General features: G+C 67.5%; 18 protein-coding genes. 13 read left to right on the top strand and 5 right to left on the bottom strand.

The features are described 5' to 3' along the window. Window positions 1-14: 14 nt before the first annotated feature. Window positions 15-515, bottom strand: a complete 501-nt coding sequence (locus AC3WS4_RS08045) for a DUF2306 domain-containing protein (protein WP_492735165.1) — start codon at window positions 513-515, stop codon at window positions 15-17. A 129-nt stretch (window positions 516-644) separates the two neighbouring features. Here AC3WS4_RS08045 and AC3WS4_RS08040 point away from each other — a divergent pair, with 129 nt between their 5' ends. From AC3WS4_RS08040 to AC3WS4_RS07985, 12 genes are all read left to right on the top strand, one after another. Further along, entirely contained in the window at window positions 645-1,451 is an 807-nt protein-coding gene (locus tag AC3WS4_RS08040) for a LytTR family DNA-binding domain-containing protein (RefSeq protein WP_492735167.1), read from the top strand. 69 nt (window positions 1,452-1,520) lie between these two features. Further along, a complete protein-coding gene (locus AC3WS4_RS08035; RefSeq protein WP_056341658.1) occupies window positions 1,521-2,456 on the top strand; it encodes a ribose-phosphate pyrophosphokinase in 936 nt (311 codons plus the stop codon). Between the two features lie 130 nt (window positions 2,457-2,586). Further along, a complete protein-coding gene (locus AC3WS4_RS08030) occupies window positions 2,587-4,131 on the top strand; it encodes a phospholipase D family protein (RefSeq protein WP_492735169.1) in 1,545 nt (514 codons plus the stop codon). Between the two features lie 55 nt (window positions 4,132-4,186). Beyond that, window positions 4,187-4,966, top strand: coding sequence for a histidinol-phosphatase (gene hisN, locus AC3WS4_RS08025; protein WP_492735171.1), 780 nt, complete (start codon window positions 4,187-4,189; stop codon window positions 4,964-4,966). Between the two features lie 134 nt (window positions 4,967-5,100). Beyond that, window positions 5,101-5,676: a porin family protein gene (locus AC3WS4_RS08020; RefSeq protein ID WP_262408235.1), complete on the top strand. Its 576-nt coding sequence runs from the start codon at window positions 5,101-5,103 to the stop codon at window positions 5,674-5,676. 172 nt (window positions 5,677-5,848) lie between these two features. Beyond that, the gene (gene rpmI, locus AC3WS4_RS08015) at window positions 5,849-6,052 is read left to right on the top strand and encodes a 50S ribosomal protein L35 (RefSeq protein ID WP_056341643.1); all 204 of its coding nucleotides are present in this window, start codon (window positions 5,849-5,851) and stop codon (window positions 6,050-6,052) included. 13 nt (window positions 6,053-6,065) lie between these two features. Continuing rightward, window positions 6,066-6,431: a 50S ribosomal protein L20 gene (gene rplT / locus AC3WS4_RS08010; RefSeq protein WP_056341641.1), complete on the top strand. Its 366-nt coding sequence runs from the start codon at window positions 6,066-6,068 to the stop codon at window positions 6,429-6,431. Window positions 6,432-6,758: 327 nt separating this feature from the next. Beyond that, window positions 6,759-7,661 carry a helix-turn-helix domain-containing protein gene (locus tag AC3WS4_RS08005; RefSeq protein WP_492735174.1) on the top strand — a complete coding sequence of 301 codons (903 nt, stop codon included), beginning with the start codon at window positions 6,759-6,761 and terminating at the stop codon, window positions 7,659-7,661. Window positions 7,662-7,759: 98 nt separating this feature from the next. Further along, on the top strand, window positions 7,760-8,857 hold the full coding sequence (gene pheS, locus AC3WS4_RS08000) for a phenylalanine--tRNA ligase subunit alpha (protein ID WP_492735176.1): 1,098 nt from the start codon (window positions 7,760-7,762) through the stop codon (window positions 8,855-8,857). Beyond that, complete coding sequence (gene pheT / locus AC3WS4_RS07995) at window positions 8,854-11,250, top strand: phenylalanine--tRNA ligase subunit beta (RefSeq protein WP_492735178.1); 2,397 nt, start codon at window positions 8,854-8,856, stop codon at window positions 11,248-11,250. Before pheS ends, pheT begins: the two co-directional genes overlap by 4 nt. A gap of 629 nt (window positions 11,251-11,879) precedes the next feature. Then, complete coding sequence (locus tag AC3WS4_RS07990) at window positions 11,880-12,341, top strand: MvaI/BcnI family restriction endonuclease (RefSeq protein ID WP_492742699.1); 462 nt, start codon at window positions 11,880-11,882, stop codon at window positions 12,339-12,341. Window positions 12,342-12,483: 142 nt separating this feature from the next. Then, entirely contained in the window at window positions 12,484-14,289 is a 1,806-nt protein-coding gene (locus AC3WS4_RS07985; protein ID WP_492735181.1) for a diguanylate cyclase, read from the top strand. Here the strand turns inward: AC3WS4_RS07985 and AC3WS4_RS07980 are convergent. The 3 genes from AC3WS4_RS07980 to AC3WS4_RS07970 all read right to left on the bottom strand — a co-directional run bounded on the left by AC3WS4_RS07980 (window position 14,286) and on the right by AC3WS4_RS07970 (window position 20,580). Beyond that, window positions 14,286-17,045: a [protein-PII] uridylyltransferase gene (locus tag AC3WS4_RS07980; RefSeq protein WP_492735182.1), complete on the bottom strand. Its 2,760-nt coding sequence runs from the start codon at window positions 17,043-17,045 to the stop codon at window positions 14,286-14,288. The genes AC3WS4_RS07985 and AC3WS4_RS07980 overlap by 4 nt on opposite strands. Next, complete coding sequence (gene mutS, locus AC3WS4_RS07975; RefSeq protein WP_492735184.1) at window positions 17,042-19,693, bottom strand: DNA mismatch repair protein MutS; 2,652 nt, start codon at window positions 19,691-19,693, stop codon at window positions 17,042-17,044. The genes AC3WS4_RS07980 and mutS overlap by 4 nt, the downstream gene beginning before the upstream one ends. A 227-nt stretch (window positions 19,694-19,920) precedes the next feature. Next, window positions 19,921-20,580 carry a YggS family pyridoxal phosphate-dependent enzyme gene (locus AC3WS4_RS07970; RefSeq protein ID WP_492735186.1) on the bottom strand — a complete coding sequence of 220 codons (660 nt, stop codon included), beginning with the start codon at window positions 20,578-20,580 and terminating at the stop codon, window positions 19,921-19,923. 62 nt (window positions 20,581-20,642) lie between these two features. Here AC3WS4_RS07970 and AC3WS4_RS07965 point away from each other — a divergent pair, with 62 nt between their 5' ends. Next, window positions 20,643-21,260: a thiamine phosphate synthase gene (locus AC3WS4_RS07965; protein ID WP_492735188.1), complete on the top strand. Its 618-nt coding sequence runs from the start codon at window positions 20,643-20,645 to the stop codon at window positions 21,258-21,260. 12 nt (window positions 21,261-21,272) lie between these two features. On the opposite strand, the gene AC3WS4_RS07960 is transcribed toward AC3WS4_RS07965, so the two are convergent. After that, entirely contained in the window at window positions 21,273-21,986 is a 714-nt protein-coding gene (locus AC3WS4_RS07960) for a hypothetical protein (protein WP_056341612.1), read from the bottom strand. Window positions 21,987-22,050: the final 64 nt, after the last annotated feature.

The following is a 22,050-nucleotide window of genomic DNA, read 5'->3' as shown; positions in this document are numbered from 1 at the left end:
GAACCGTTCCGATTTCAACCGAAGACGAGCATCCACAATGTCCGGCCCGGCGCCATGGCGAAGAAGCCGGCAGCGAGCAGCCCGAAATAGACGCCGCGCATCGTCTTGAGGTGGCGATCGATCTGGCCGCTCTGCGCGAACCAGATCGCACGCGGTAGCTGCACCAGCGTCAGCACCGAAAAGAGGTGGATCGGGCCGATGCCGCCGGTGATCGTACGGATCCAGAAGCTGTCGATCGCGGTGGCGATCATCAGCAGCGCCCAGACGCGCCCGCCGATGCGGTGCGTCGCGTCGCCCTTGGCCGGACGCCACAGCAGCCAGGCGCCGAGCGGCAGCGCCGGAATGACCGTCGCGAGGTGGAGCTGGACGGCCCAGGCCGGGGTGCGATAGTCCGATGTCCCGGTGAAGGAGCGGACGAGCACCGCCGCGACGATCGCCCCCAGCACGATGAACGCGGTGACAACGATGCGGCGCAGGTTGGCGGCGCGGGCGGGCTTGGCGGCGAGAGCGGTCATGATGAAATCCCCGTTGGTCGATACGATGCCCTGTCCCTGCCACGGCGCGGTTCGCGGGCAAGCCGGGCTTCGCAAAAACGGCGGATTTCTTCGCAAAACAGGCTGCTTCGCCGATTGACGCTTCGTGAAATGGCAGACACAAGACGCGACATGGCGAAAAGGCTGACGATCGAATTGCTGGTGATGGTGGCGCTCGGGCTGCTGATCGGGCTGCTCGGCCCCTTCGGCACATTCGGCGCGCCGCCGGCGCAGCGGATGCTGAGCTGGGTGATCTGGTTGCTCGCCGGCTATGCGCTGTTTCGCCCGACCGGCGTGGTCGCCAGCTGGCTGTGCGAAGCCACCGGGATGCCGCGCTTTGCCGGCACTTTGCTCGCGCTCGTCGTCGCGAGCGTGCCGCTGACGCTGATCATCACGATGATGGCGATGCGCATGGATTTCGCCGCGGCGCTGCGCTGGCCGGGCTTCTGGACGATGTACCTCTATATATGGGTCGTCTCGGCGGTCGTCTCGATCGCGATGGGCGCGGTCTTCCGACGCGATGCGGCAGCATCCGAGGCGTCCCCTGCGTTGGCGGGGCCGCCGTTGGCCGCGGCCCCTGTTCCCGGGCCCGCGCCGTCGCCACCCGAACCAGCCGCCGCCACCTTGCTGCTGCCACCCGGTTTCGGCCCGGTGCGCGCGCTGAAGGGCGAGGATCACTATGTTCGCATCATCGGCGAAGGCCGCGAGGAGATGGTGCTGATGCGGATGCGCGACGCGATCGACCGGCTCGGCGACGCCGACGGCCTGCGTATTCACCGCAGCTGGTGGGTCGCCAGGGCCGCGGTCGAAAGCGTGCGCCGCGAAGGCCGCACCGCGGTGATCGTCCTGAAAGGCGGCCACGAAGCACCGGTCGCGCGCGATATGATGCCCGCGTTGCGCGCGGCGGGGTGGCTTTAGGTCTTCCCCTTCGCGCCCCGGCTGGCTAAGGGCCGCGCATCATTCCCGCGCGAAAGGGCGTCGCACCCCATGAAACTGATCTCCGGCAACAGCAACCTGCCGCTGGCGCGCGCCATCGCCGACTATCTGGAACTGCCGCTGACCGACACCAGCGTCCGGCGCTTCGCCGACGAGGAAGTGTTCGTCGAAATCCACGAAAATGTCCGCGGCCAGGATGTCTTTGTCGTCCAGCCGACCAATTACCCCGCGAACGACAATCTGATGGAACTGTTGATCATCAACGACGCGCTGCGCCGCGCCTCGGCGAAGCGCATCACCGCGGTCGTTCCCTATTTCGGCTATGCCCGCCAGGATCGCAAACCCGGCCCGCGCACCCCGATCTCGGCCAAGCTCGTCGCCAATCTGATCACCACCTCGGGCGCTGACCGCGTGCTCGCGATCGACCTGCACGCGGGGCAGATCCAAGGCTTTTTCGACATCCCGACCGACAATCTCTACGCCGCACCGGTGATGAGCGCCGACATCCAGGCGCGCTTTGCGGGCAAGAATCTGATGGTCGTGTCGCCCGACGTTGGCGGCGTGGTGCGCGCCCGCGCGCTCGCCAAACGGCTCGACAACGCGCCGCTGGCGATCGTCGACAAGCGCCGCGAGCGCGCCGGCGAATCGGAAGTCATGAACATCATCGGCGACGTGAAGGGGCGTTTCTGCATCCTGATCGACGATATCGTCGATTCGGCGGGCACCTTGTGCAACGCCGCCGCGGCGCTGAAGGCGGCGGGCGCCGAGGGTGTCGTCGCCTATTGCACCCACGGTGTGCTGTCGGGCGGTGCGGTCGCGCGCGTCGATGCGAGCGAGCTCACCGAGCTGGTGATCACCGATTCGATCCAGCCGACCGACGCGGTCAACGACAGCGGCAAGGTCCGCGCGCTGACCGTCGCGCCGTTGCTGGGCGAGGCGATCAAGCGCATCGCCGACGAAAGCTCGGTCAGCAGCCTGTTCGACTGAGGCGCGATCGCCGGATTGCCTTGCCCCCGCTTTGCGCCCAGACTTGGCGCGAGGAAGGCACGATATGGGGCACGGCGATGACAAAATTCCTGAACAGCGGTCATCGCGCCGGAAAAGGCTCTTGCGACGCATGTTGACGTCGCTGGTTTTCGCGACCGGAAGCTTTGCGTTGCTGGCACTGGCGCTGTGGGCGGCATTCCCGCTGCCCTCGCTCGATGGCCGGCGGAGCAGCCAGGCGGTCTCCGATCCGACCGCGGCCGTTGCGGCGGCGATCGCCCCGGTGTCGGCGCGGCACCCGGGACAAAGCGGCATCTATCTGCTCCCCGATGCGCTCGACGCCTTTGCCGCGCGGGTCGAGATGATCCGCGTCGCCGAACGGTCGGTCGACCTGCAATATTATATTTGGAACAACGACCTGTCGGGGCGGATTCTACTCGCCGAACTGGTCAGGGCGGCCGATCGCGGCGTCGACGTCCGCCTGCTGATCGATGATAACACCACGGCTGGACTCGACCCGATGCTGGCCGGCGCGAACGCCCATCCGCACATCGAGGTGCGATTGTTCAACCCGCTGACCCTGCGGTCGGTCCGCGCGGCCAATTACCTCTTCGCTTTTCCACGCCTCAACCGGCGGATGCACAACAAGTCGCTGACCATCGACGGCGCGGTAACGATCGTCGGCGGGCGCAATGTCGGCGACGAATATTTCGGCGCCGAACAGGACGGCTTGTTCATCGACATGGACGCGCTGGCGATCGGCGCGGTGCTGCCCGAGGTGTCGGCGCAATTCGACCGCTATTGGAACAGCCGGTCGGCCTATCCGGCCGAATTGCTGATCGCCGCCGATGGCGGCGAGCCGATGCCGGCGCTGCGCGACCCACCCGAATCGGACAGCGAACGCGGACGGCAATATCGCGCGGCCATCGCGGCGACCGCCTTCATTCGGGATGCGATGAGCCAGACGCTGAACTGGCAATGGACCGACGTCCGGTTGTTCAGCGACGACCCGGCAAAGGCGCTCGGGGCCGAACCGCCCGAATCGCTGCTGATCAACCGGTTGAAACCGGTGATCGCCGGCGCGAAGGGCAGCTTCGACCTGATTTCGGGCTATTTCGTGCCCGCCGGGTCCGGGACCGACCTGCTCACCGGCCTCGCGCAGCGCAAGGTCGATACGCTCGTCGTGACCAACAGCTTCGCGGTTACCGACGTCCCGCTGGTCCACGCCGGCTATGTCAAGAAGCGCACGCCCCTGCTCGAAGCCGGTGTTCGGTTGTTCGAGGTCCGGCCTGGTCCCAAAGGACATGCCGAAGAAAGCCCCCACAGCGCGACCCGCTTTAGCGGCGGCGGCGAAAGCCTGCACGCCAAGACCTTCGTCGTCGATCGCCGGCTGCTGTTCGTCGGTTCGTTCAATTTCGATCCGCGGTCGGCCGAACTCAATTGCGAAATGGGCTTCCTGATCGACAGCCCCTATCTGTCCGGGCTGGTCGCCGACGGGCTGCGCGCACGCCTGCCCGATCACAGCTACGCCGTGACGCTGTCGCCGGAAGGCTCACTGCAATGGGGCATATCCACCGACGGGCGGCAAAGCATCCTGGTCACCGAACCGGGAACCACGGCGTGGAACCGCACCGGCGTGTGGCTGCTGTCGCACCTGCCGATCGACTGGCTGCTCTAGCCTCGCACCGGCAGGCATGGCATTGGCCGTTGATTGCCACTCCATTGGAGCCCCCATGCGCGCCGAAGACATCGCCCTCGCCAACCGCCTCGCCGACGCTGCCGGCGCCGCGATCCGCCCGCTGTTCCGTTCCGCCTATCAGCATGAGGCCAAGGCCGACGCATCGCCCGTCACCGAGGCCGACCGCACGGCCGAGGCCGCAATGCGCCGTCTGCTCGACGCCGAAGCGCCGCGCGATGGCATCATCGGCGAGGAATATGGCGCCGAGCGTCCCGGCGCATCGCGCCAGTGGGTGCTCGACCCGATCGACGGCACCGTCAGCTTCATGGCCGGCCGGCCGATCTTCGGCACGCTGATCGCGCTGCTGCAAGACGGATGGCCCGTGCTGGGCATCATCGACCAGCCGGTCGCGGGCGAACGCTGGGTGGGGGCAATGGGACAGCCGACCCTGTTCAACGGCAAACCAGCGCGCACGCGCAGCTGCCGCAACCTGTCCGATGCGGTGCTCGCGACGACGGGCCCGCAATATTTCAGCGACCATGACGGCGAGCATTTCATGGCGCTGGCGGCGCAGACCGCGCACAAGCGCATGGTCTTTGGCGGCGACTGCTACAATTACGGGCTGCTGAGCAGCGGCCATATCGATCTGGTGGTCGAGGCCGGGTTGAAGCTTCACGACTTTGCCGCGCTGGTCCCCGTCGTCGAGGGCGCGGGTGGAACGATGTGTGACTGGAACGGAGACCCGCTCCACAGCGAGAGCGAGGGCCGTGTCATCGCGCTTGGCGATCCGGCGCGACTCGAGGATGTCGTCGAGGGACTCGCCTGCCACCATTGAGGCGAGCGGCCATCGCCTTCGAAGGCCGTTGGCATTGCGAACGCAATGTCGCTTTACTCTGTCGCCCAAACGGCTAATCGCCCCCGCGACGCTGAACCCAGCGTCTTCTAAACAGGGGGTATTTCGTGAAAAATATGATTGTGGCTGCGATCCTCGCGGCCGGTTTTGCTTCGCCCGCGCTCGCGCAGGAAGACGATGCAGGCAATGCCAAGGCGGGTTTCCGCATCGAAGCGCGCGCCGTCTATGAAACGCCGACGGTCAGCAGCATCGCCCAGAACAACGATGTCTACAAGGTCGGCAGCGCGGTCGCGTGGGGCGGCGAAGCGGGCTTCGACGTCGCCGTCGGCTCGTCGTTCGTGGTTGGCCCCTATGTCACCTTCGAAAAATCGTCGGTCGAGGCCAGCGACGGCATCGACACGCTGAAGGTCAAGGACAATCTCGGCGCCGGCTTGCACCTCGGCTATGCGATCGGGTCGAAGGGCCAGATCTATGGCAAGGTCGGCTATGCCAAGCTGCGCGTCGAAGCGCAGAGCGGCGCGCTGCGCGCCACCGAGAGCGGATCGGGCTTTCAGGGCGCGGTCGGCTATGAACATGGTTTCGGCGAGCAATTCTATGGCCGCGTCGAATTCGGCTATGGCGACAATGGCCGCATCGGCGGCATCAATTTCCAGCGTCGCCACGCCGGCGTCGCGCTCGGCGTCCGCTTCTGAGCATGGCGGGACGGAACGGGGCGCCGGAAACGGCGGCCCGTTCTTTCATGGGAATGGACCGCAAGGCTTGCATTTCCGGGCGAATCCTTCTAGGCGCGCCGCTTCCGATTGTAACGGCTGGCTGAAAGGGCTGCCATGCCGCTACGCAAACGGACTTCCAAAGGAGACCAAAATGCCCAAGCTGAAGACCAAGAGCGGTGTGAAGAAGCGCTTCAAATTCACCGCCTCGGGCAAGGTGAAGCACGGCGTCGCCGGCAAGCGTCACCGCCTGATCAACCACAATGCCAAATATATCCGCACCAACCGCGGCACCAGCGTGCTGAGCGATTCGGATGTGGCCCATGTGCGCCTCTGGGCGCCCTACGGCCTGAAGTAAGGAGCGCTAAGCCATGTCACGCATCAAACGCGGCGTCACCACGCGCGCCAAGCACAAACGCGTATTGGAACAGGCGAAGGGCTATTACGGCCGTCGCAAGAACACCATTCGCGTCGCCAAGCAGGCGGTCGAAAAGGCCGGCCAATACGCTTATCGCGACCGTAAGGTCAAAAAGCGGAACTTCCGCGCCCTGTGGATCCAGCGCATCAACGCCGCGGTTCGCGCCGAAGGCCTGACCTATTCGCAGTTCATGCACGGCGTGAAGCTGGCGGGTGTCGACCTCGACCGCAAGGTCATGGCCGACCTGGCGATGAACGAAGGCGGCGTGTTCGCCGCGATCATCGCGCAGGCGAAGGCGGCGCTGCCCAAGGCGGCCTGAGCCCCGGGCATCATCGCGACAAAGACATAAGGGCGGTCCCGCGAGGGGCCGCCCTTTTTCGTGCCCGCACCATTTGCCGGCGGGCCGCCACAAACAGAAACGGCGCGAAGGTTGCCCCTCGCGCCGTTCCGACGATGATCGTAAACGACGCACCGCCCCCCTCCCTCCGAACCGAAAAGCCGTGGGTCGCAGAAAGCCGCCGGCCGGTGGAAGATGTTCCTTGCCGCGACATATGCGGTCGCGCGCCGCGGAAGAATTGTAAAAACCCGACAAAGGAATCGCTTAGCCTGTTGTTTTTTTTCGCATAGGTGCGAAGGGTGCGGCGTCATGACGGATGAGACCAGTCATTCGGGGCAAGGCGCCGACGTGCGCGTGGCGACGCGCTTTTTTCCCGTGTCCGCGGCGCTTCGGCCCTATTCGAGCATCATCTATCTGACCGAGGTCGAGGCGCCGGCGGGTGTGCGCATCGAGGATTATCTGCACCCCGAATGGGCGAACATGCGCTTCATAGAGGGCGACACGACGTTGAGCGCGATCGGGAACGATCCGGTGGTGCCTGCACCGAATTTCAACGTCACCGGTCCGACCAGCAAGGCGACCTATTTCTCGGTCGGCAGCATGCGCACCTGGGGGATCGGCATCCTGCCGGCGGGCTGGGCGAAATTCTTTGCGATTCCGGCCGAGGAGATGGCCGACCGCTTCGTCGATGGCGCCGCGCACCCCGCTTTTGCCGCGCTCGCCCCGCTGGCCGGAAAATTGCGGCAGGCCAACGACGTCGAAGCCGCGGCGCAGGCGATCGACGATCATTTCACCGGCCTGCTGGACGGTGCGCCGCGCGACGACCCGGCGATCCTTGCCGCGCACGGCGCGCTGATCGACGACGATCTCGGCAGCGTCGCCGAACTGGCCGACAAGCTCGGCTTGTCCGAACGCTCGGTCGAGCGGCTGAGCCGCCGCGCTTTCGGTTTCCCGCCCAAATTGCTGCTACGCCGCCAGCGCTTCCTGCGCAGCCTCGCGCGCTTCATGCTCGACCCGTCGATGACGTGGATCGATACGCTCGATTATCATTATTACGACCAGGCGCAGTTCACGCGCGATTTCCAACGCTTCATGGGGATGAGTCCACGCGCCTATGCCGCGCGCGCCAAGCCGATCCTCGGTGCCGCCGCCCGCGGGCGCGCCGCCGCGATCGGAGCCGCCGTACAGGGGCTGCACAAGCCCGGAAACTAGCGCGATCCGGGCCCTCGGGGGTTGACCCGCGCCGCCCGTTCGGTGCAAGCGGCGCCGCAGTAAAGCGCGGCATTTCCGCCGCCGCAGGACAAACGACCATGAGCGATTACCAGGCTATGCAGGCCGAGCTGACCGGCGCGATCGAGGCCGCGACCGATGTGGGCGCGCTCGAGGCGCTGCGCGTCGCCGCGCTCGGCAAGGCGGGCAGCGTCACCGGCCTGCTCAAGACGCTCGGCGGCATGACCCCCGAGGAGCGCCAGACGGTCGGCCCGCAGATCCACACGCTGCGCGAGGCGGTGACCGCCGCGCTCGCCGACCGCAAGGACGCGCTCGAAGGTGCGGCGCTCGAGGCGAAGCTCGCGAACGAACGCCTCGACATGACGCTCCCCGCCGGCGCCGCCGCGCGCGGCAGCGTGCATCCGGTCAGTCAGGTGATGGACGAACTTGCCGAAATCTTCGCCGACATGGGCTTCGCGGTCGCGACGGGTCCCGAGATCGAGGACGACTGGCACAATTTCACCGCGCTCAACATTCCCGAGACGCATCCGGCGCGGGCGATGCACGATACCTTCTATTTTCCCGAAGTTGGCGAAGGTTCCGCGCAGCGGATGTTGCTGCGGACGCATACGTCGCCGGTGCAGATCCGCACGATGATGGAAAAAGAACCGCCGATCAGGATTATAGCCCCCGGGCGTGTCTATCGCAGCGACAGCGACGCGACGCACACCCCGATGTTCCACCAGGTCGAAGGTCTCGTCATCGACCGCGGCATCCATATGGGGCACCTCAAATGGACGCTCGAGACCTTCCTCAAGGCCTATTTCGAGCGCGACGACATCGTGCTCCGCCTGCGCCCGAGCTATTTCCCCTTCACCGAACCCTCGGCCGAGGTGGATGTCGGCTATAAACAGGAAAAGGGCCGCCGCATCGTTGGCGGCAACGGCGACGACGACGGCCATGCGTGGATGGAACTGCTCGGCAGCGGCATGGTCAACCGCCGCGTGATCGCGAACTGCGGGCTCGATCCCGATGTGTGGCAGGGCTTCGCCTTCGGGGTCGGGGTCGACCGGCTCGCGATGCTCAAATATGGCATGGACGACCTGCGCGCCTTCTTTGACGGCGACCTGCGCTGGCTGTCGCACTACGGGTTCGGCGCGCTGTCGGTCCCGACGCTCAGCGGGGGGATTTCGGCATGAAGATCACCCTCGACTGGCTCCGCGAGCATCTGGAAGGTGACTTCACCGTCGCCGACGTCGTCGCGACGCTCAACCGCATCGGCCATGAGGTCGAAGGCGTCGAGAATCCGGCCGAGAAGCTGACCGGTTTCCGCGTCGCGCGCGTGCTGACCGCCGAGAAACATCCGCAGGCCGACAAATTGCAGGTGCTGACCGTCGAGGCCGGCCCCGACATCAACGGCGGCGCGCCGCTGACCGTCGTGTGCGGCGCCCCCAATGCGCGCGCGGGGCTCGTCGGCGTGCTCGGCCTTCCCGGCGCGGTGGTGCCCGCGAACGGCATGGAATTGAAGGTCGCCGCGGTGCGCGGGGTCGAATCGAACGGCATGATGTGCTCGACGCGCGAACTCGAACTCGGCGACGATCATGACGGGATCATCGAATTGCCCGCTGACGCCCCCATCGGCACCGCCTTCGCCGACTACAGCGGCGCGGGCGAGCCGGTGATCGACATTTCGATAACCCCCAACCGGCAGGATTGCATGGGCGTGCGCGGCATCGCGCGCGACCTCGCCGCCGCCGGGCTCGGCACGCTGAAGCCGCTCGAGGTTCCCGTGATCGCGGGGGCAGGCGCCATCGCGACGCCGATCGCCACCGACGAGCCCGAGGCCTGCCCCGCTTTCTATGGCCGCACGATCGCGGGCGTCGACAACCGCGTCGCCACCCCCGAATGGATGCGCCGCCGCTTGGAAGCGGTCGGCCAGCGCTCGATCTCGGCGCTCGTCGACATCACCAACTATGTGATGCTCGACCTCGGCCGCCCGAGCCATGTCTATGACCGCGCGCAGCTGAGCGGCGGGCTGACCGCGCGCCGCGCGAAGCCAGGTGAGACCGTCACCGCCTTGAACGGCAAGGACTATATCCTGACCGACACGATGACGGTGATCGCCGACGATAAAGGCGTCCACGACATCGCGGGCATCATGGGCGGCGAGCATAGCGGGTGCAGCGAGACGACGACCGACGTGCTGCTGGAAATCGCCTATTTCACCCCCGAACGCATCGCGCTGACCGGGCAGGCGCTCGGGCTGACCAGCGACGCGCGCAGCCGGTTCGAGCGCGGGGTCGACCCCGCCTTCCTCGACGATGCGACCGCGATCGTCACCGGGCATATTCTCGCGATCTGCGGCGGCACCCCGTCCGAAGTGACGCGCGCGGGCACCCCGCCCGCCGCCGAAAAGACGGTCGAGTACGACCCTGCGCTGTCGGCCACGCTCGGCGGCATCGCGATCGAACCCGCGACACAGCGCGCGATCCTCGAATCGCTGGGCTTCGGCGTGACCGAAGGCACGCCCTGGCGCATCGCGGTGCCGAGCTGGCGCCGCGACGTCGACGCCGCGCCCGACATCGTCGAAGAAGTCACGCGCATCACCGGCTTCGACGCGGTCGAATCGGTCGCGCTGCCGCGTGTCGATGGCGTCGCCAAGCCGACCGCGACCCCCGAACAATTGCTCGAACGCCGGCTGCGCCGCGCGGCGGCGGCGGCGGGCTATCATGAGGCGGTAACGTGGAGCTTCGTGTCCGACCGCGAGGCCGCGCCCTTTGGCGGCGGCGCGTGGAGCCTCGCCAATCCGATCAGCGAGGATTTGAAGGTCATGCGTCCGTCGCTGCTACCCGGGCTGCTCGCCGCGGCGGCGCGCAACCAGAATCGCGGCGCCGACAGCATCCGCCTGTTCGAGATCGGTCGCCGTTACCTGAGCGATGCCGAGCATCCGACCCTGTGCATCGTGATGGCGGGCAACCGCAGCGAGCGCGGCTGGCAGGCGGGCAAGGCGCAGCCCTTCGACGCCTATGACGCCAAGGCCGCGGCGCTGGCGTTGCTCGACGCCGCCGGCGCGCCGACCGACCGGTTGCAGGTGATGGAGCCCGTCGCCGAGGCCGGCATCTGGCACCCGGGGCAGGCCGCGACCTTGCGCCTCGGCCCCAAGGCGGTGCTCGCCGAATTCGGCGCGCTGCATCCTTCGCTCGCACGGCATTATGACGTCGACGGCGCGGTGATGGCGGTGCAGATCTTCCTCGACGCGATCCCCGCGAAGCGCGCGAGCGGCCCGGCGCGCATCGCCTTCACCCCGCCCGCGTTGCAGCCGGTGCGCCGCGACTTCGCCTTCCTCGCGCCCGACAGCCTCGCGGCGGGCGACCTCGTCCGCGCGGTGAAGGGCGCCGACAAGGCGGTGATCACCGACGCGCGCCTGTTCGACCGCTTCGCCGGCCAGGGCGTGCCGGAGGGGCAGGTCAGCCTGGCGGTCGAAGTCGTGCTGCAACCGGCCGAGAAAAGCTTTGCCGAAGCCGAGCTGAAGGCGATTGCGGATAAGGTGGTGGCTGCTGCGGCGAAGGCGGGGGCGGTGCTGCGGGGGTGAGCACCAGCTCACCCTCGATGCTCCGTGGAGGCATGGGCTAGCGCTTGGAATTCTGGCTTTCAGCTTGCCACATACCGCGCATCAATGCTGTGAAAGTTGAGCGCAGCAACAGGGAGTCCTCGCCGCACAATTCAGCGCGAGAACGCAGAAAGCTCTGCCCAGATAGCAGTCGACTCGGAACCGCTAGCCGATTTACTCGACACGTGCCCCCTCAGCCGCGTTCGAGCACCGACGGTTCCAAAAGGGAACGGTCTCGCCACGCGACCGCCGGGATTCAGGACCGAGTTGGTGAATGCGACCGAACGCGATACTGTTGATCGCAGTGACGGGTGGAATGGCGAGGGCTTATGGCTGTTATCCGTTGGACAGAGGCGCAAACAAAGGGAACTATATACGTGTGTGACCTATGCAACCTCGCGAAACACCAATAGCGGGGTCATCCCATAGGATAAGAGCGGCCTTCCAAGCATCTGACGAATAGCAGGAGCAAGGCCCAGAGCAGCTTTAGCTATCCCGTCGGTCGTCATTCCGGTGCGAATTATTTCCATACCGCTAAGCATCTGGTTTTCCTCAAATGGCAAAGCGTCTAGGATGCCCAACATGCTCCATTGCCCAGCGACCTTCGCCCCGTGCTTCAAAACCAAATCGGGCATTGCGCCAACGATGGAGTCCTCCGAAGCGGTTGCCCATACTGCATAATCATCCGTTATGACGAGACTACAGGGAAGATCACCGACCTGGACGGCGGTTTGGCACTTGTGGATGCGGGCGAAGCGATTGCGGCATCCTGGACCTTCAAGGGGATGATGGCGCACTGGAATCGCAAACATGCGCAGGCCGCTTATGTGCCCTCGTTGTTCCGCACGCCGCCGCCCGAATACAGCTATGGGCCGAGTGTCCTCCTTTGCGAACAAACCGACTTTCTGTTGTTTCTGAAAGCTTTCGCTGCCGGCAGGATTTATTACGACCCCGCCGTGAAAGTCGAAAATGCTTCATCCGGAGTGCCGCAGATAAAACGGCGGAGTCAGTTCCGGGTCGCACACGCCGATCTGACACAATTATATAAACGCCATGAGAAGGTTCGGCTCTGACCAAAGAGACGCTGGCGCTTTTCCGGCTCGCCGCCGCTTTCAGGAAATGTTTCTCCGGCGACTTTGCCCGCGCGCCTCTGAACTCGCGCGCACCCCACCGCAGTTAACCTCGTCCCAAGGATTAGCGCCCTAGGGTCCGGCCATGCGCTTGGCGACAATCACCAACTGGGCCTATGGCGCGACCGTCCTGCTGACGATCGTGTCGAGCACGACGATGATCTTTGCGTCGAACGCGCAGGAGCGCGAGCGCGAGGCGGTCGAGCAACGCTATCGGCTCGACCGGGCGACCGGCACGCTGGGCGACGAAGTCTATCGGTTGAGCGACCGCGCGCGGCAATATGTCAACACGGGCGATCCGACCTATCTGGCCGGCTATCGCAGCGAGGCCGCCGCGCTGGCGAGCGTCGAGCAGCGGATTCGCCACATCGGCGACGCCGGGGCGTCGGCGAGCGAGCTCGATGCGCTCAAGAAGGCGATCGCGCTCGCCGATACGCTGCACGACGAACAGGAAACCGCGCTGGCGGCGCAGGAGCGCGGCGATGCCGCGACCGCGCGCCAGATTTTGTTCGGCCCCGAATATGAGCGGCAGCTCGACCGGTCCGAGCTGGAGGTCCAGCGGTTCCAGGACCAGCTCGACAGCCGCATCGAGGAACGGGTCGCCGACGCGACCGAGGTGTCGATCCTGTGGAAGCGGATTTCGGAGGTCGTGCTGGCGCTGACCGCGCTGCTCGTCCTGTGCGTGCTCTATTTCGTCTTCAAACGCCGCGTGCTGCACCCGGTCGTCAGGCTGAGCGACGTCGTCAACCGGCTGGCGGTGCAGGATTTCGCCGCCGAACCGCCCACGGTCGAGCATATCGACGAAATCGGCGACATGGCGCAGGCGATCCGCCTGTTTCGCGAAAACGGCATCGAACGCCAGCGGCTCGAGGTCGAGCGCGACGCCGACCGGTCGATGCGCGACCTGTTGTCGCGGATGACCCAGCGCATGCAGGGAAGCGACACGCTGCACGACCTGAAAGAGGTCGTCCGGCGCTTCATTCCCGAGATCGTCCCCGACCTTCCGGGCCGGCTCTACCTGCTCGACCAGCAGAGCAAGCTGGTGGTCGAGGCGTGCAGCTGGCTGGGCCCGGTGCGATCGAGCGCGCAGTTTTCGGCGACGTCTTGCTGGGCGCTGCGGCGCGGCCTGCGTCATCGCCCGGCCGGCGACCATGTCGACGTGCCGTGCGACCATATCGACTGGAACGCCGAGGCGCCGGTCGACAGCCTGTGCCTGCCGCTGATGGCGCAGCGCGAGACTTTGGGCCTGCTCTATTTCGAAATGCCCGCGGACGCGGCGAACCGCGGCGCGGCGCAATTGATCTATTTCGACATGCTCGCCGAGAATATCGGCCTCGCCATTGCCAATCTGCAGCTGCGCGATTCGCTGCGCGAAATGGCGATGGCCGACCCGCTGACCGGGCTCGCCAACCGCCGGCAGCTGGGCCATGTGCTGGAAACGCAGATCGCGCAGGCCGGGCGCGACGGCGAGCCGCTGAGCTGCCTGATGATCGACGTCGACCATTTCAAGCGCTTCAACGACGTCCATGGCCATGAGGCGGGCGACGCGGTGCTGCGCGCGGTCGGTCGGGTGCTGGCGAATGTCACGCGCGAGCCGGAATTCGCCTTTCGCTATGGCGGCGAAGAGTTTCTGTTGCTGTTGCCCGCGCTGTCGCCCGAACAGGCGGCGGAGCGCGCGCAGGACATCCGCGACCGCATCGCGACGATCGAACTCGCGCATGCCGGCGGCGAGCCGGGCGGCCTGTCGGTGTCGATCGGCCTGGCGGCGGCGCCGCTGCATTGCGATTTTTCGCGCCTGATTCCGACCGCCGATGCCGCGCTGCTGCGCGCCAAGGCGCTGGGGCGCGACCGGGTGGAAGTGGCGCAGGTCCGCAAGGCCGCGGCGCTCTAGGCCGCGACCGCTTCCTCGCTGCCGCTTCCCGCGGCTTCGAGCAGGCGTTTCTCGAGCGACTTCACCCGCGCCGCGCTGTCGATCTTGTCGCCGATCAGGTCGGTCACGTAAAAGGTATCGACCGCGCGTTCGCCATAGGTAGCGACATGCGCGCTGTGCACCGTCACCTTCGACTGGAAGAGCGCATAGGCGAGCTGGTTGAGCAGCGCGGGGCGGTCCTGCGCATTGACCTCGATCACGGTAAAGCGGTTCGAGGCCTTATTGTCGACGAAGACATTGGGGGCGATGCGGAACGCCTCGGCGCGGGCGCGGGGGAGCGCGCGGGCTTCGAGTTTCGGAAGCAATTTGTGGCGGTTGGCGAGCGCGTCCTCGATCGCGCGGGTCAGCCGGTCGATCTGCCCCGCCTCGGCGAAGGGGCGCCCGAGCGGGTCCTGGACGAGGAAATTGTCGAGCGCGAGGCCGTCGCGGGTGGTGTGGATACGCGCGTCGATGATGTTGCCGCCGGCGAGGTGGATGCCCCCCGCGATGCGATAGAAGAGCCCCGGATGGTCGGCGGCGAGCACCATCACCAGCGTCGCGCCGCGATCCTGATCGGGGACGGCAGCGATGTGCAGCGGGGTATCGCCCGCCTGCTGCATATGGCGCAAGTTGGCGGCGATGACCTCGACCGGTTCGGCGATCCAGTAACTTTCGGGGAGGCGCTTCGCGAGCCTGGCAAAGCTCTTCTCGTCGAGACCGAGCAGCGCCTGCGCATCTTCCTTCTTGTTCGCGATCCGCTGTTCGCGACCCTTCTGCTTGTGGCCGAGGCGCAGCACTTCCTCGGCGGCGTCGAACAATTCGGTGAGCAATTGCCGTTTCCAGCTGTTCCACACCCCGGGGCCGACCGCGCGGATGTCGACGACGGTGAGCACGAGGAGTAGGCGCAGGCGTTCGGGGCTTTGCACCTGCCCGGCGAAATCGAGGATCGTCTTGAAATCGGCGAGGTCGCGCTTGAACGCGGTCGCCGACATCAGCAGGTGATGACGCACGAGCCACGAGACGGTCTCGGTCTCCGCCTCGCTGAGCCCCAGCCGCGGGCAGACGCGCAGCGCGAGTTCGGCGCCCAGTACGCTATGGTCGCCGCCGCGCCCCTTGGCGATGTCGTGGAGCAGCACAGCGACATAGATGGTCCGGCGCGAATGGATCTGGTCCATGATCGCGGTCGACAGCGGATGGTCGTCGCCGAGCCGGTTCTGCTCGATGTCGGCGAGCAGCCCGATCGCGCGGATCGTATGTTCGTCGACGGTGTAGTGATGATACATGTCGAACTGCATCTGCGCGACGACGCGGCCGAAGTCGGGCACGAAGCGGCCGAACACCCCCGCCTCGTTCATCCAGCGCAGCACCGTTTCGGGATCGCGCGGGGACGTCAGCACGTCGAGGAACAGCGCGTTGGCGCGCGCGATGCGCCGCACCCCGCGCGCGTCGATCAGCTTGGCATCGTGGCGCGCCTGGCGCATCGCCTGCGGGTGGATTTCTAGGCCATATTTGTCGGCGAGCGCGAAGATTTCGATCAGGCGCACCGGGTCGGCCTGAAAGAAATCGTCCGCGGGCAGCGCGAGGCGGCCGCGGTCGAGCACGAAGCCGTTGAGCCGGCCCGGGCGGCGGCGGATCGTCGGCAGGAAGCGCCGCCCGCGCGCCGCGAGCTGGTCGTCGAGATGCGCGAGGAAGGTGCCGGTGACGTCGCCGACACTTTTCGCGTGGATGAAATAGAGCTGCATGAAGCGCTCGACCGCGCTCTTGCCCGGGCGCTCGGCGAAATGCATGCGGCGCGCGATCTCGGGCTGGAAATCGAAGGTCAGCCGATCCTCGGCGCGCCCCGCGAGCGTGTGGAGGTGGCAACGCACTGCGAGCAGGAAATTCTCGGCGCGCGCGAACTGGCGCAGTTCGCGGGTCGAGAGCAGCCCGGCGTCGACGAGTTCGGGGACGGTGCGGACGCGGTGGATGAACTTGCCGATCCAGAACAGCGTGTGGAGGTCGCGCAGCCCGCCCTTGCCTTCCTTCACATTGGGTTCGACGACATAGCGCGAATCGCCCATGCGCTTGTGCCGCTCGTCGCGCTCGGCGAGCTTTTCGGCCACGAAGCTGCGCGCGTTGCCCGCGACGACCTCGGCATCGAAACGCGCGGAGGCCTGATCGTAAAGATCGCGGTCGCCCCAGATGAAGCGCCCTTCGAGCAAAGCGGTGCGGATGGTGAGATCGTCCTTCGCCGCGCGCACCATCTCGTCGATCGAGCGTGACGAATGGCCGACCTTCAGCCCGAGGTCCCAGAGCGTGTAGAGCTGCGCCTCGATCACCTGTTCGGTCCAGCTCGTCTGCTTGAACGGGGTGAGGAAGCCGATGTCGATGTCGCTGTACGGCGCCATTTCGGCGCGGCCATAACCGCCGACCGCGATGATCGTGATGCGCTCGCCCGCTGAACGATTGCCCGCGGGATAGAGATGATCGACGGTGAAATCATAGGACAGGCGGATGATCTGGTCGATCAGGAAGGCTGTCGCGCTGGCGGCGAGGCGGCCCGACGAGGGCGCTTCGAGCAGGCGGCGGGCGATTTCGGCGCGGCCCTCCTCCAAGGCGACCTTGAGCAGGTCGACGAGCGCGCGGCGGCGCTTGCCGGTATCGCTGGTCTCGGCGGCGACGGCCTCGAGCCGCTCGGCGAGCGCGCGGCGATCGATGATCGCGCGGCGGCCGTCGAGATGCGCGAAGATGTCGCTCATGCCTCGCCCCCGGTCGCCTTGAGCCGGTAGAGCGCGTCGAGCGCCTCGCGCGGGGTCAGCGCGTCGGGATCGATGCTTGCGAGCGCCTCGCGCAGCGCATCCTTCACCGGCGCGGGTTCAGCGGCAAGCGTCGCGGCGAACAGCGGCAGGTCGTCGAGCCCCGCCGCGAGACCGCCGGTCTTTTCGCGTCCGGCTTCAAGCTTCGCGAGCACCGCTTCGGCGCGCTTCACCACCTTGGGCGAGACGCCGGCGAGGCGGGCGACCGCGAGGCCGTAGCTGCGGTCGGCGGGGCCGTCGGCGAGCTCGTGGAGGAGGACAAGGTCGCCCTGCCACTCGCGGGCGCGGACATGGTGAAGCGAGAGCGCGTCGAGGCTTTCGGCGAGGCGGGTGAGCTCGTGATAATGGGTCGCGAACAGGCAGCGGCACTTATTCACTTCGTGGACGGCTTCGACCACCGCCCAGGCGAGCGCAAGCCCGTCATAGGTCGAGGTGCCGCGCCCGACCTCGTCGAGGATGACGAAGCTTTGCGGGGTCGCCTGCGCGAGGATCGCGGCGGTTTCGACCATTTCGACCATGAAGGTCGAGCGCCCGCGCGCGAGATTGTCGCTGGCGCCGACGCGGCTGAAGAGGCGGTCGACGAGGCCGAGCCTCGCCGAAGCCGCAGGGACGAAGCCCCCCGCCTGCGCGAGCACGACGATGAGGGCGTTCTGGCGCAGGAAGGTCGATTTACCGCCCATGTTGGGGCCGGTGACGAGCCAGAGCCGATCGGCCTCCGCCAGCGACAGGTCGTTGGGGACGAAGCGTTCGCCCGCCTTGGCCAGCGCCGCCTCGACCACCGGGTGGCGGCCGCCGGTGACGTCGAGGCACGGGGTGTCGGCGAGGTCGGGGCGGCACCAATTGTGGCTCATCGCATGGTCGGCAAGCGCGGCGGCGACGTCGAGCCGCGCGAGAACGTCGCACGAGGCGGCGATCGCCTCGCGCCGCGCGGTCGCAGCGTCGGTGAGCGCTTCGAGATGCGCGGCCTCAGCAGCGATGGCGTGGACGCCGGCCTGGGTCACCCGGCTCGCCGCCTCGTGCAGGTCCGACGAGTTGAAGCGCACCACCCCGGCGAGGGTCTGGCGGTGGGTGAAGCCCGATTCGGGTGCCATCAGCGCGTCGGCGTGCTTCGCGGGCACCTCGACATGATAGCCGAGCACGCCGTTGTGGCGGATCTTGAGCGCGGCGATGCCAGTGCGGTCGCGATAATCGGCTTCCAGCGCGGCAATCGCCTTGCGCCCGTCGCGCGCGGTCTCGCGCAGCGCGTCGAGCGCATGATCATAGCCTTCGGCGACATAACCGCCCTGCGCGGCGTCGACCGGCGGGGTTTCGATCAAGGCGCGGCTGAGTTCGTCGACGAGCGCGCCATGGCCGTCGAGCCCGGGGAGCAGGCGGGCGAGCAAGGGCGGCAGGTCGGTCCGGCGGCCGAGCCGTTCGCGCAAGACGCGCGCGCCGCCGAGCGCATCGCGCAGCTGGGCGAGGTCGCGCGGCCCGCCGCGCCCCGCGACGAGGCGGCCGAGCGCGCGCCCGGCGTCGGGCAGCGCGCGCAGGGCGGCGCGGAGTTCGCCGCGCCACAGCGCATCGCGCGCGAAGGCGTCGACGAGGTCGAGCCGGTCGAGGATGGCGTCCTTGTCGGTGAGCGGGCTGGCAAGATCGTCGGCGAGCAGCCGCGCGCCCGCCGCAGTGACCGTGCGGTCGATGGTGCCGAGCAGGCTGCCGTCACGCGCGCCGGCCATGGTGCGCACGAGTTCGAGGCTTTCGCGCGTCGCGGCGTCGATCGCCATGCGCCCCGAGGCGAGGTGACGTACCGGCGGCTGGAGGAAGACGGTCGTGCCGGTGCCGACATGGTCGAGATAGGCGGCGATCGCGCCCATCGCGGCGATTTCGCCGCGCGAGAATTGGCCGAAGCCGTCGAGCGTCTGCACACCGAACAGCGATTCGAGCCGTTTCTGGCCGGCGTTGCTGGCAAAATCGGCGGTCGGGCGGCGCACGACCTGGCGCACGCTCCACGCGGGCAGGTCGCCGATACTCTCGCTGACCAGCAATTCGGACGGCGCGAGGCGGGCGAGTTCGGCGTCGACCGCCTCGCGGCGCACCGCGACGACCTCGAACCGCCCGGTCGAGATATCGGCGGCGGCGATCGCGACCTCGCCCTCGCTGCCGACCTCGGCGAGCGCCGCGAGCCGGTTGGCGCTGCGCCCTTCGAGCAGGCTTTCCTCGGTGAGAGTGCCCGCGGTGACGAAACGCACGATCGCGCGCGCGACGAGCGCCTTCGACCCGCCGCGCGCCTTGGCCTCGGCGGGGCTTTCGACCTGTTCGGCGATCGCGACGCGGTGCCCGGCGCGGATCAGCCGCGCGAGATAGGATTCGGCGGCATGCACCGGTACGCCGCACATCGGCACCGGTTCGCCGCCATGTTCGCCGCGCGACGTCAATGCGATGTCGAGCGTCGCGGCGGCAGCCTTGGCATCGTCGAAGAAGAGTTCGAAGAAGTCGCCCATGCGATAGAAGAGCAGGCAATCGCCCGCCTTTTCCTTGAGCGACCAATATTGCGCCATCATCGGCGTCGGGGCGGAGGGCTTGGCGGCGGAAAGGGCGGCGGTTGCGGACATCGCGCCCTGATTAGTGATTGGGGGGCGCATGGCAAGGCGCGGGTAGCGAATGTCGGCTTTGGGGTGGGAAGCGGACGTTCTTTAAACCGTCGCCCCCGCGAAGGCGGGGGCCGCTGTCGGTTTACGCAGCGATACGGAAATAGGTCGTTAGCGGCCCCCGCCTTCGCGGGGGCGACGTCGTGTTTCGGTCGCAACCGGTCGTTTGCTGCCTGCCAAAGAGGGGGCCTTTACCGCGCCCCGAACAGCGCGGTCCCCACGCGCACGTGCGTCGCGCCGAGCATCACCGCGCTCTCGTAATCGCCGCTCATGCCCATCGAGCGCAGCGGCAGGCCGTGACGCTCGGCGAGTTCGTCGAGCAGCGCGAAATAGGGGGTTGGTGCGACATCGGCGGGCGGGATCGCCATCAGCCCGTCGATTGTCAGCCCCGCGTCGGTCGCCTGCGCCAGCAGCGCGGGCAGGTCGGCGACCGCGCAGCCGCCCTTCTGTTCCTCGTCGCCGATATTGACCTGCACGAACAGCAGCGGTTGCCCGCCCGCCTTCTCGCACGCCCGCGCCAGCGCGGTGACCAGCGACGGCCGGTCGACCGAATGGATCGTGTCGAACAGCGCGACGGCTTCCTCGGCCTTGTTCGATTGCAGCTGCCCGATCAGGTGAAGTACGATGTCGGACGTTTCGCCGCGCAGTTCGGGCCATTTGCCCGCCGCTTCCTGGACGCGATTCTCGCCGAAATGGCGCTGTCCGGCGGCGATCAGCGGGCGAATCGTCGAAGCGTCGTGCGTCTTCGACACCGCGATCAGCTGGACGTCGCGCGCCTGGCGTCCCGCACGCGCCGCGGCGGCGGCGATTCCCGCTTCGACCCCGGCCAATCGCTGCGCTGCACTGTCCATGTCCGATCCTTCGCTGGCGCCCACGCGTTGCGCGCGGCGGCGACGCGCCTATAGAAAAGCCGATGCCCCGGCGCCACCCCTTCTCAAGGCCATCGGGCCGACTGCCGCGGCGCTGGCTGTTCACCGATGCGCGGCTCGGCGATGCGGTGCTCGCCGCCGCCGCGGCGCTGCCGCCGGGCAGCGGCATCGTCGTCCGCGACGACGACCGCGCGCTGGGCGATCGCTGGCGACTGGTCCGCCGCCTCGCGCGGATCGCCAAGGCCCGCAACCTCGTGCTGCTGCTCGCCGGACCACCCGCACTGGCGCGGCGCTGGGGCGCCGGCGGCGTTCACCTGCGCCAGCATCACGCCAAGCATGCGTCGCAGGCGCGCCGCCTCGGCCTGATCGTCTCGATGCCCGTCCACGACCCCGGCGAAGCCCGCACCGCGCGCCGCGCGCGCGCCGACCTCGCCTTTGTCTCGCCGCTCCACCCGACCCGCTCGCATCCCGGCGCCCCGGCGCTCGGCCGCGCGGCGTGGCTCGGTCTCGCGCGGCTGAGCGGCGCCCGGCCGGTCGCGCTCGGCGGCCTCACCCCGGCGCGCGCGCGCGCGCTCCACCGCGCGAGCAGGGCAAGCGGCCTCACCCCCGGATGGGCGGCGATCGATCATTGGCTGGAAAAGGCGACGCGACGGCGGGTTTAGAAGGCGCCGGCGTTAGAAGCGGAACGCGGTGCCCACATAGACCGCCTGGCTGTCGCGGCGGGTGTCGGTCAGCGGCTGGACACTGTCCTCGCTCTTGTACCGCACCCCGGCGGTGACATCGATGTTCTTGGTCAGGCGATAGCTGCTGACGACATCGACGGCCTGGTCGTCGCCCGGCGCGGTCAGGCGATCAGTCGCACCGGCGGGATCGCTTGGGCGCGCGAGCATGCGCGTCGCGAAGCGCGACTTCTTTTCATTCTGCTCGGGCGCCTTCGCCTGCGGCAGGTTGCGCAGGTCGATGCCGCGGGGCAGCGTCGGGGTCACGAATTTCTCGAACCCGACCGAAGCGCCGAGATTATAGGCGACGGGCGTGATCGCAACGGGGGCCTTGCGACCCTGCACCAGCGCCGAGGTCATCGCGGCGCTCGAGGCGTCGTCGCGGGCGCGAATCACCACGGTGATCGCGCGGTTCTGACGATTCTCGTCGGTGAGCGCGGGGGTGAAGCTGAAGTTGCTGCGGGCATCGGCCGAGACCTTGGCATAGCGTGCGATCAGGCGCGGATCGCCCGAAGCGGGGGTGAATTGCCCCAGCAGGGTTTCCGACAGGCTTGTTTCGCGGATGCGGTCGGCGCGGCTCATCGCGGCGAGGGCGGGGGGCAGGGCAAGCGAAACCGTCGCCAAAACGACGACCCCTGCTTTCCAGAAATGGCGCTTGCTGCGCGGCATTGTCTGCGACTCCAACCCCAGTACCCTCATCAGATAGGCCGAACGCACGGACTTTTCCAGTGAT

Source organism: Sphingopyxis sp. EU05-FHT14B03 (assembly GCF_058790875.1).
This window is presented reverse-complemented; position numbering and strand designations above follow the sequence as displayed.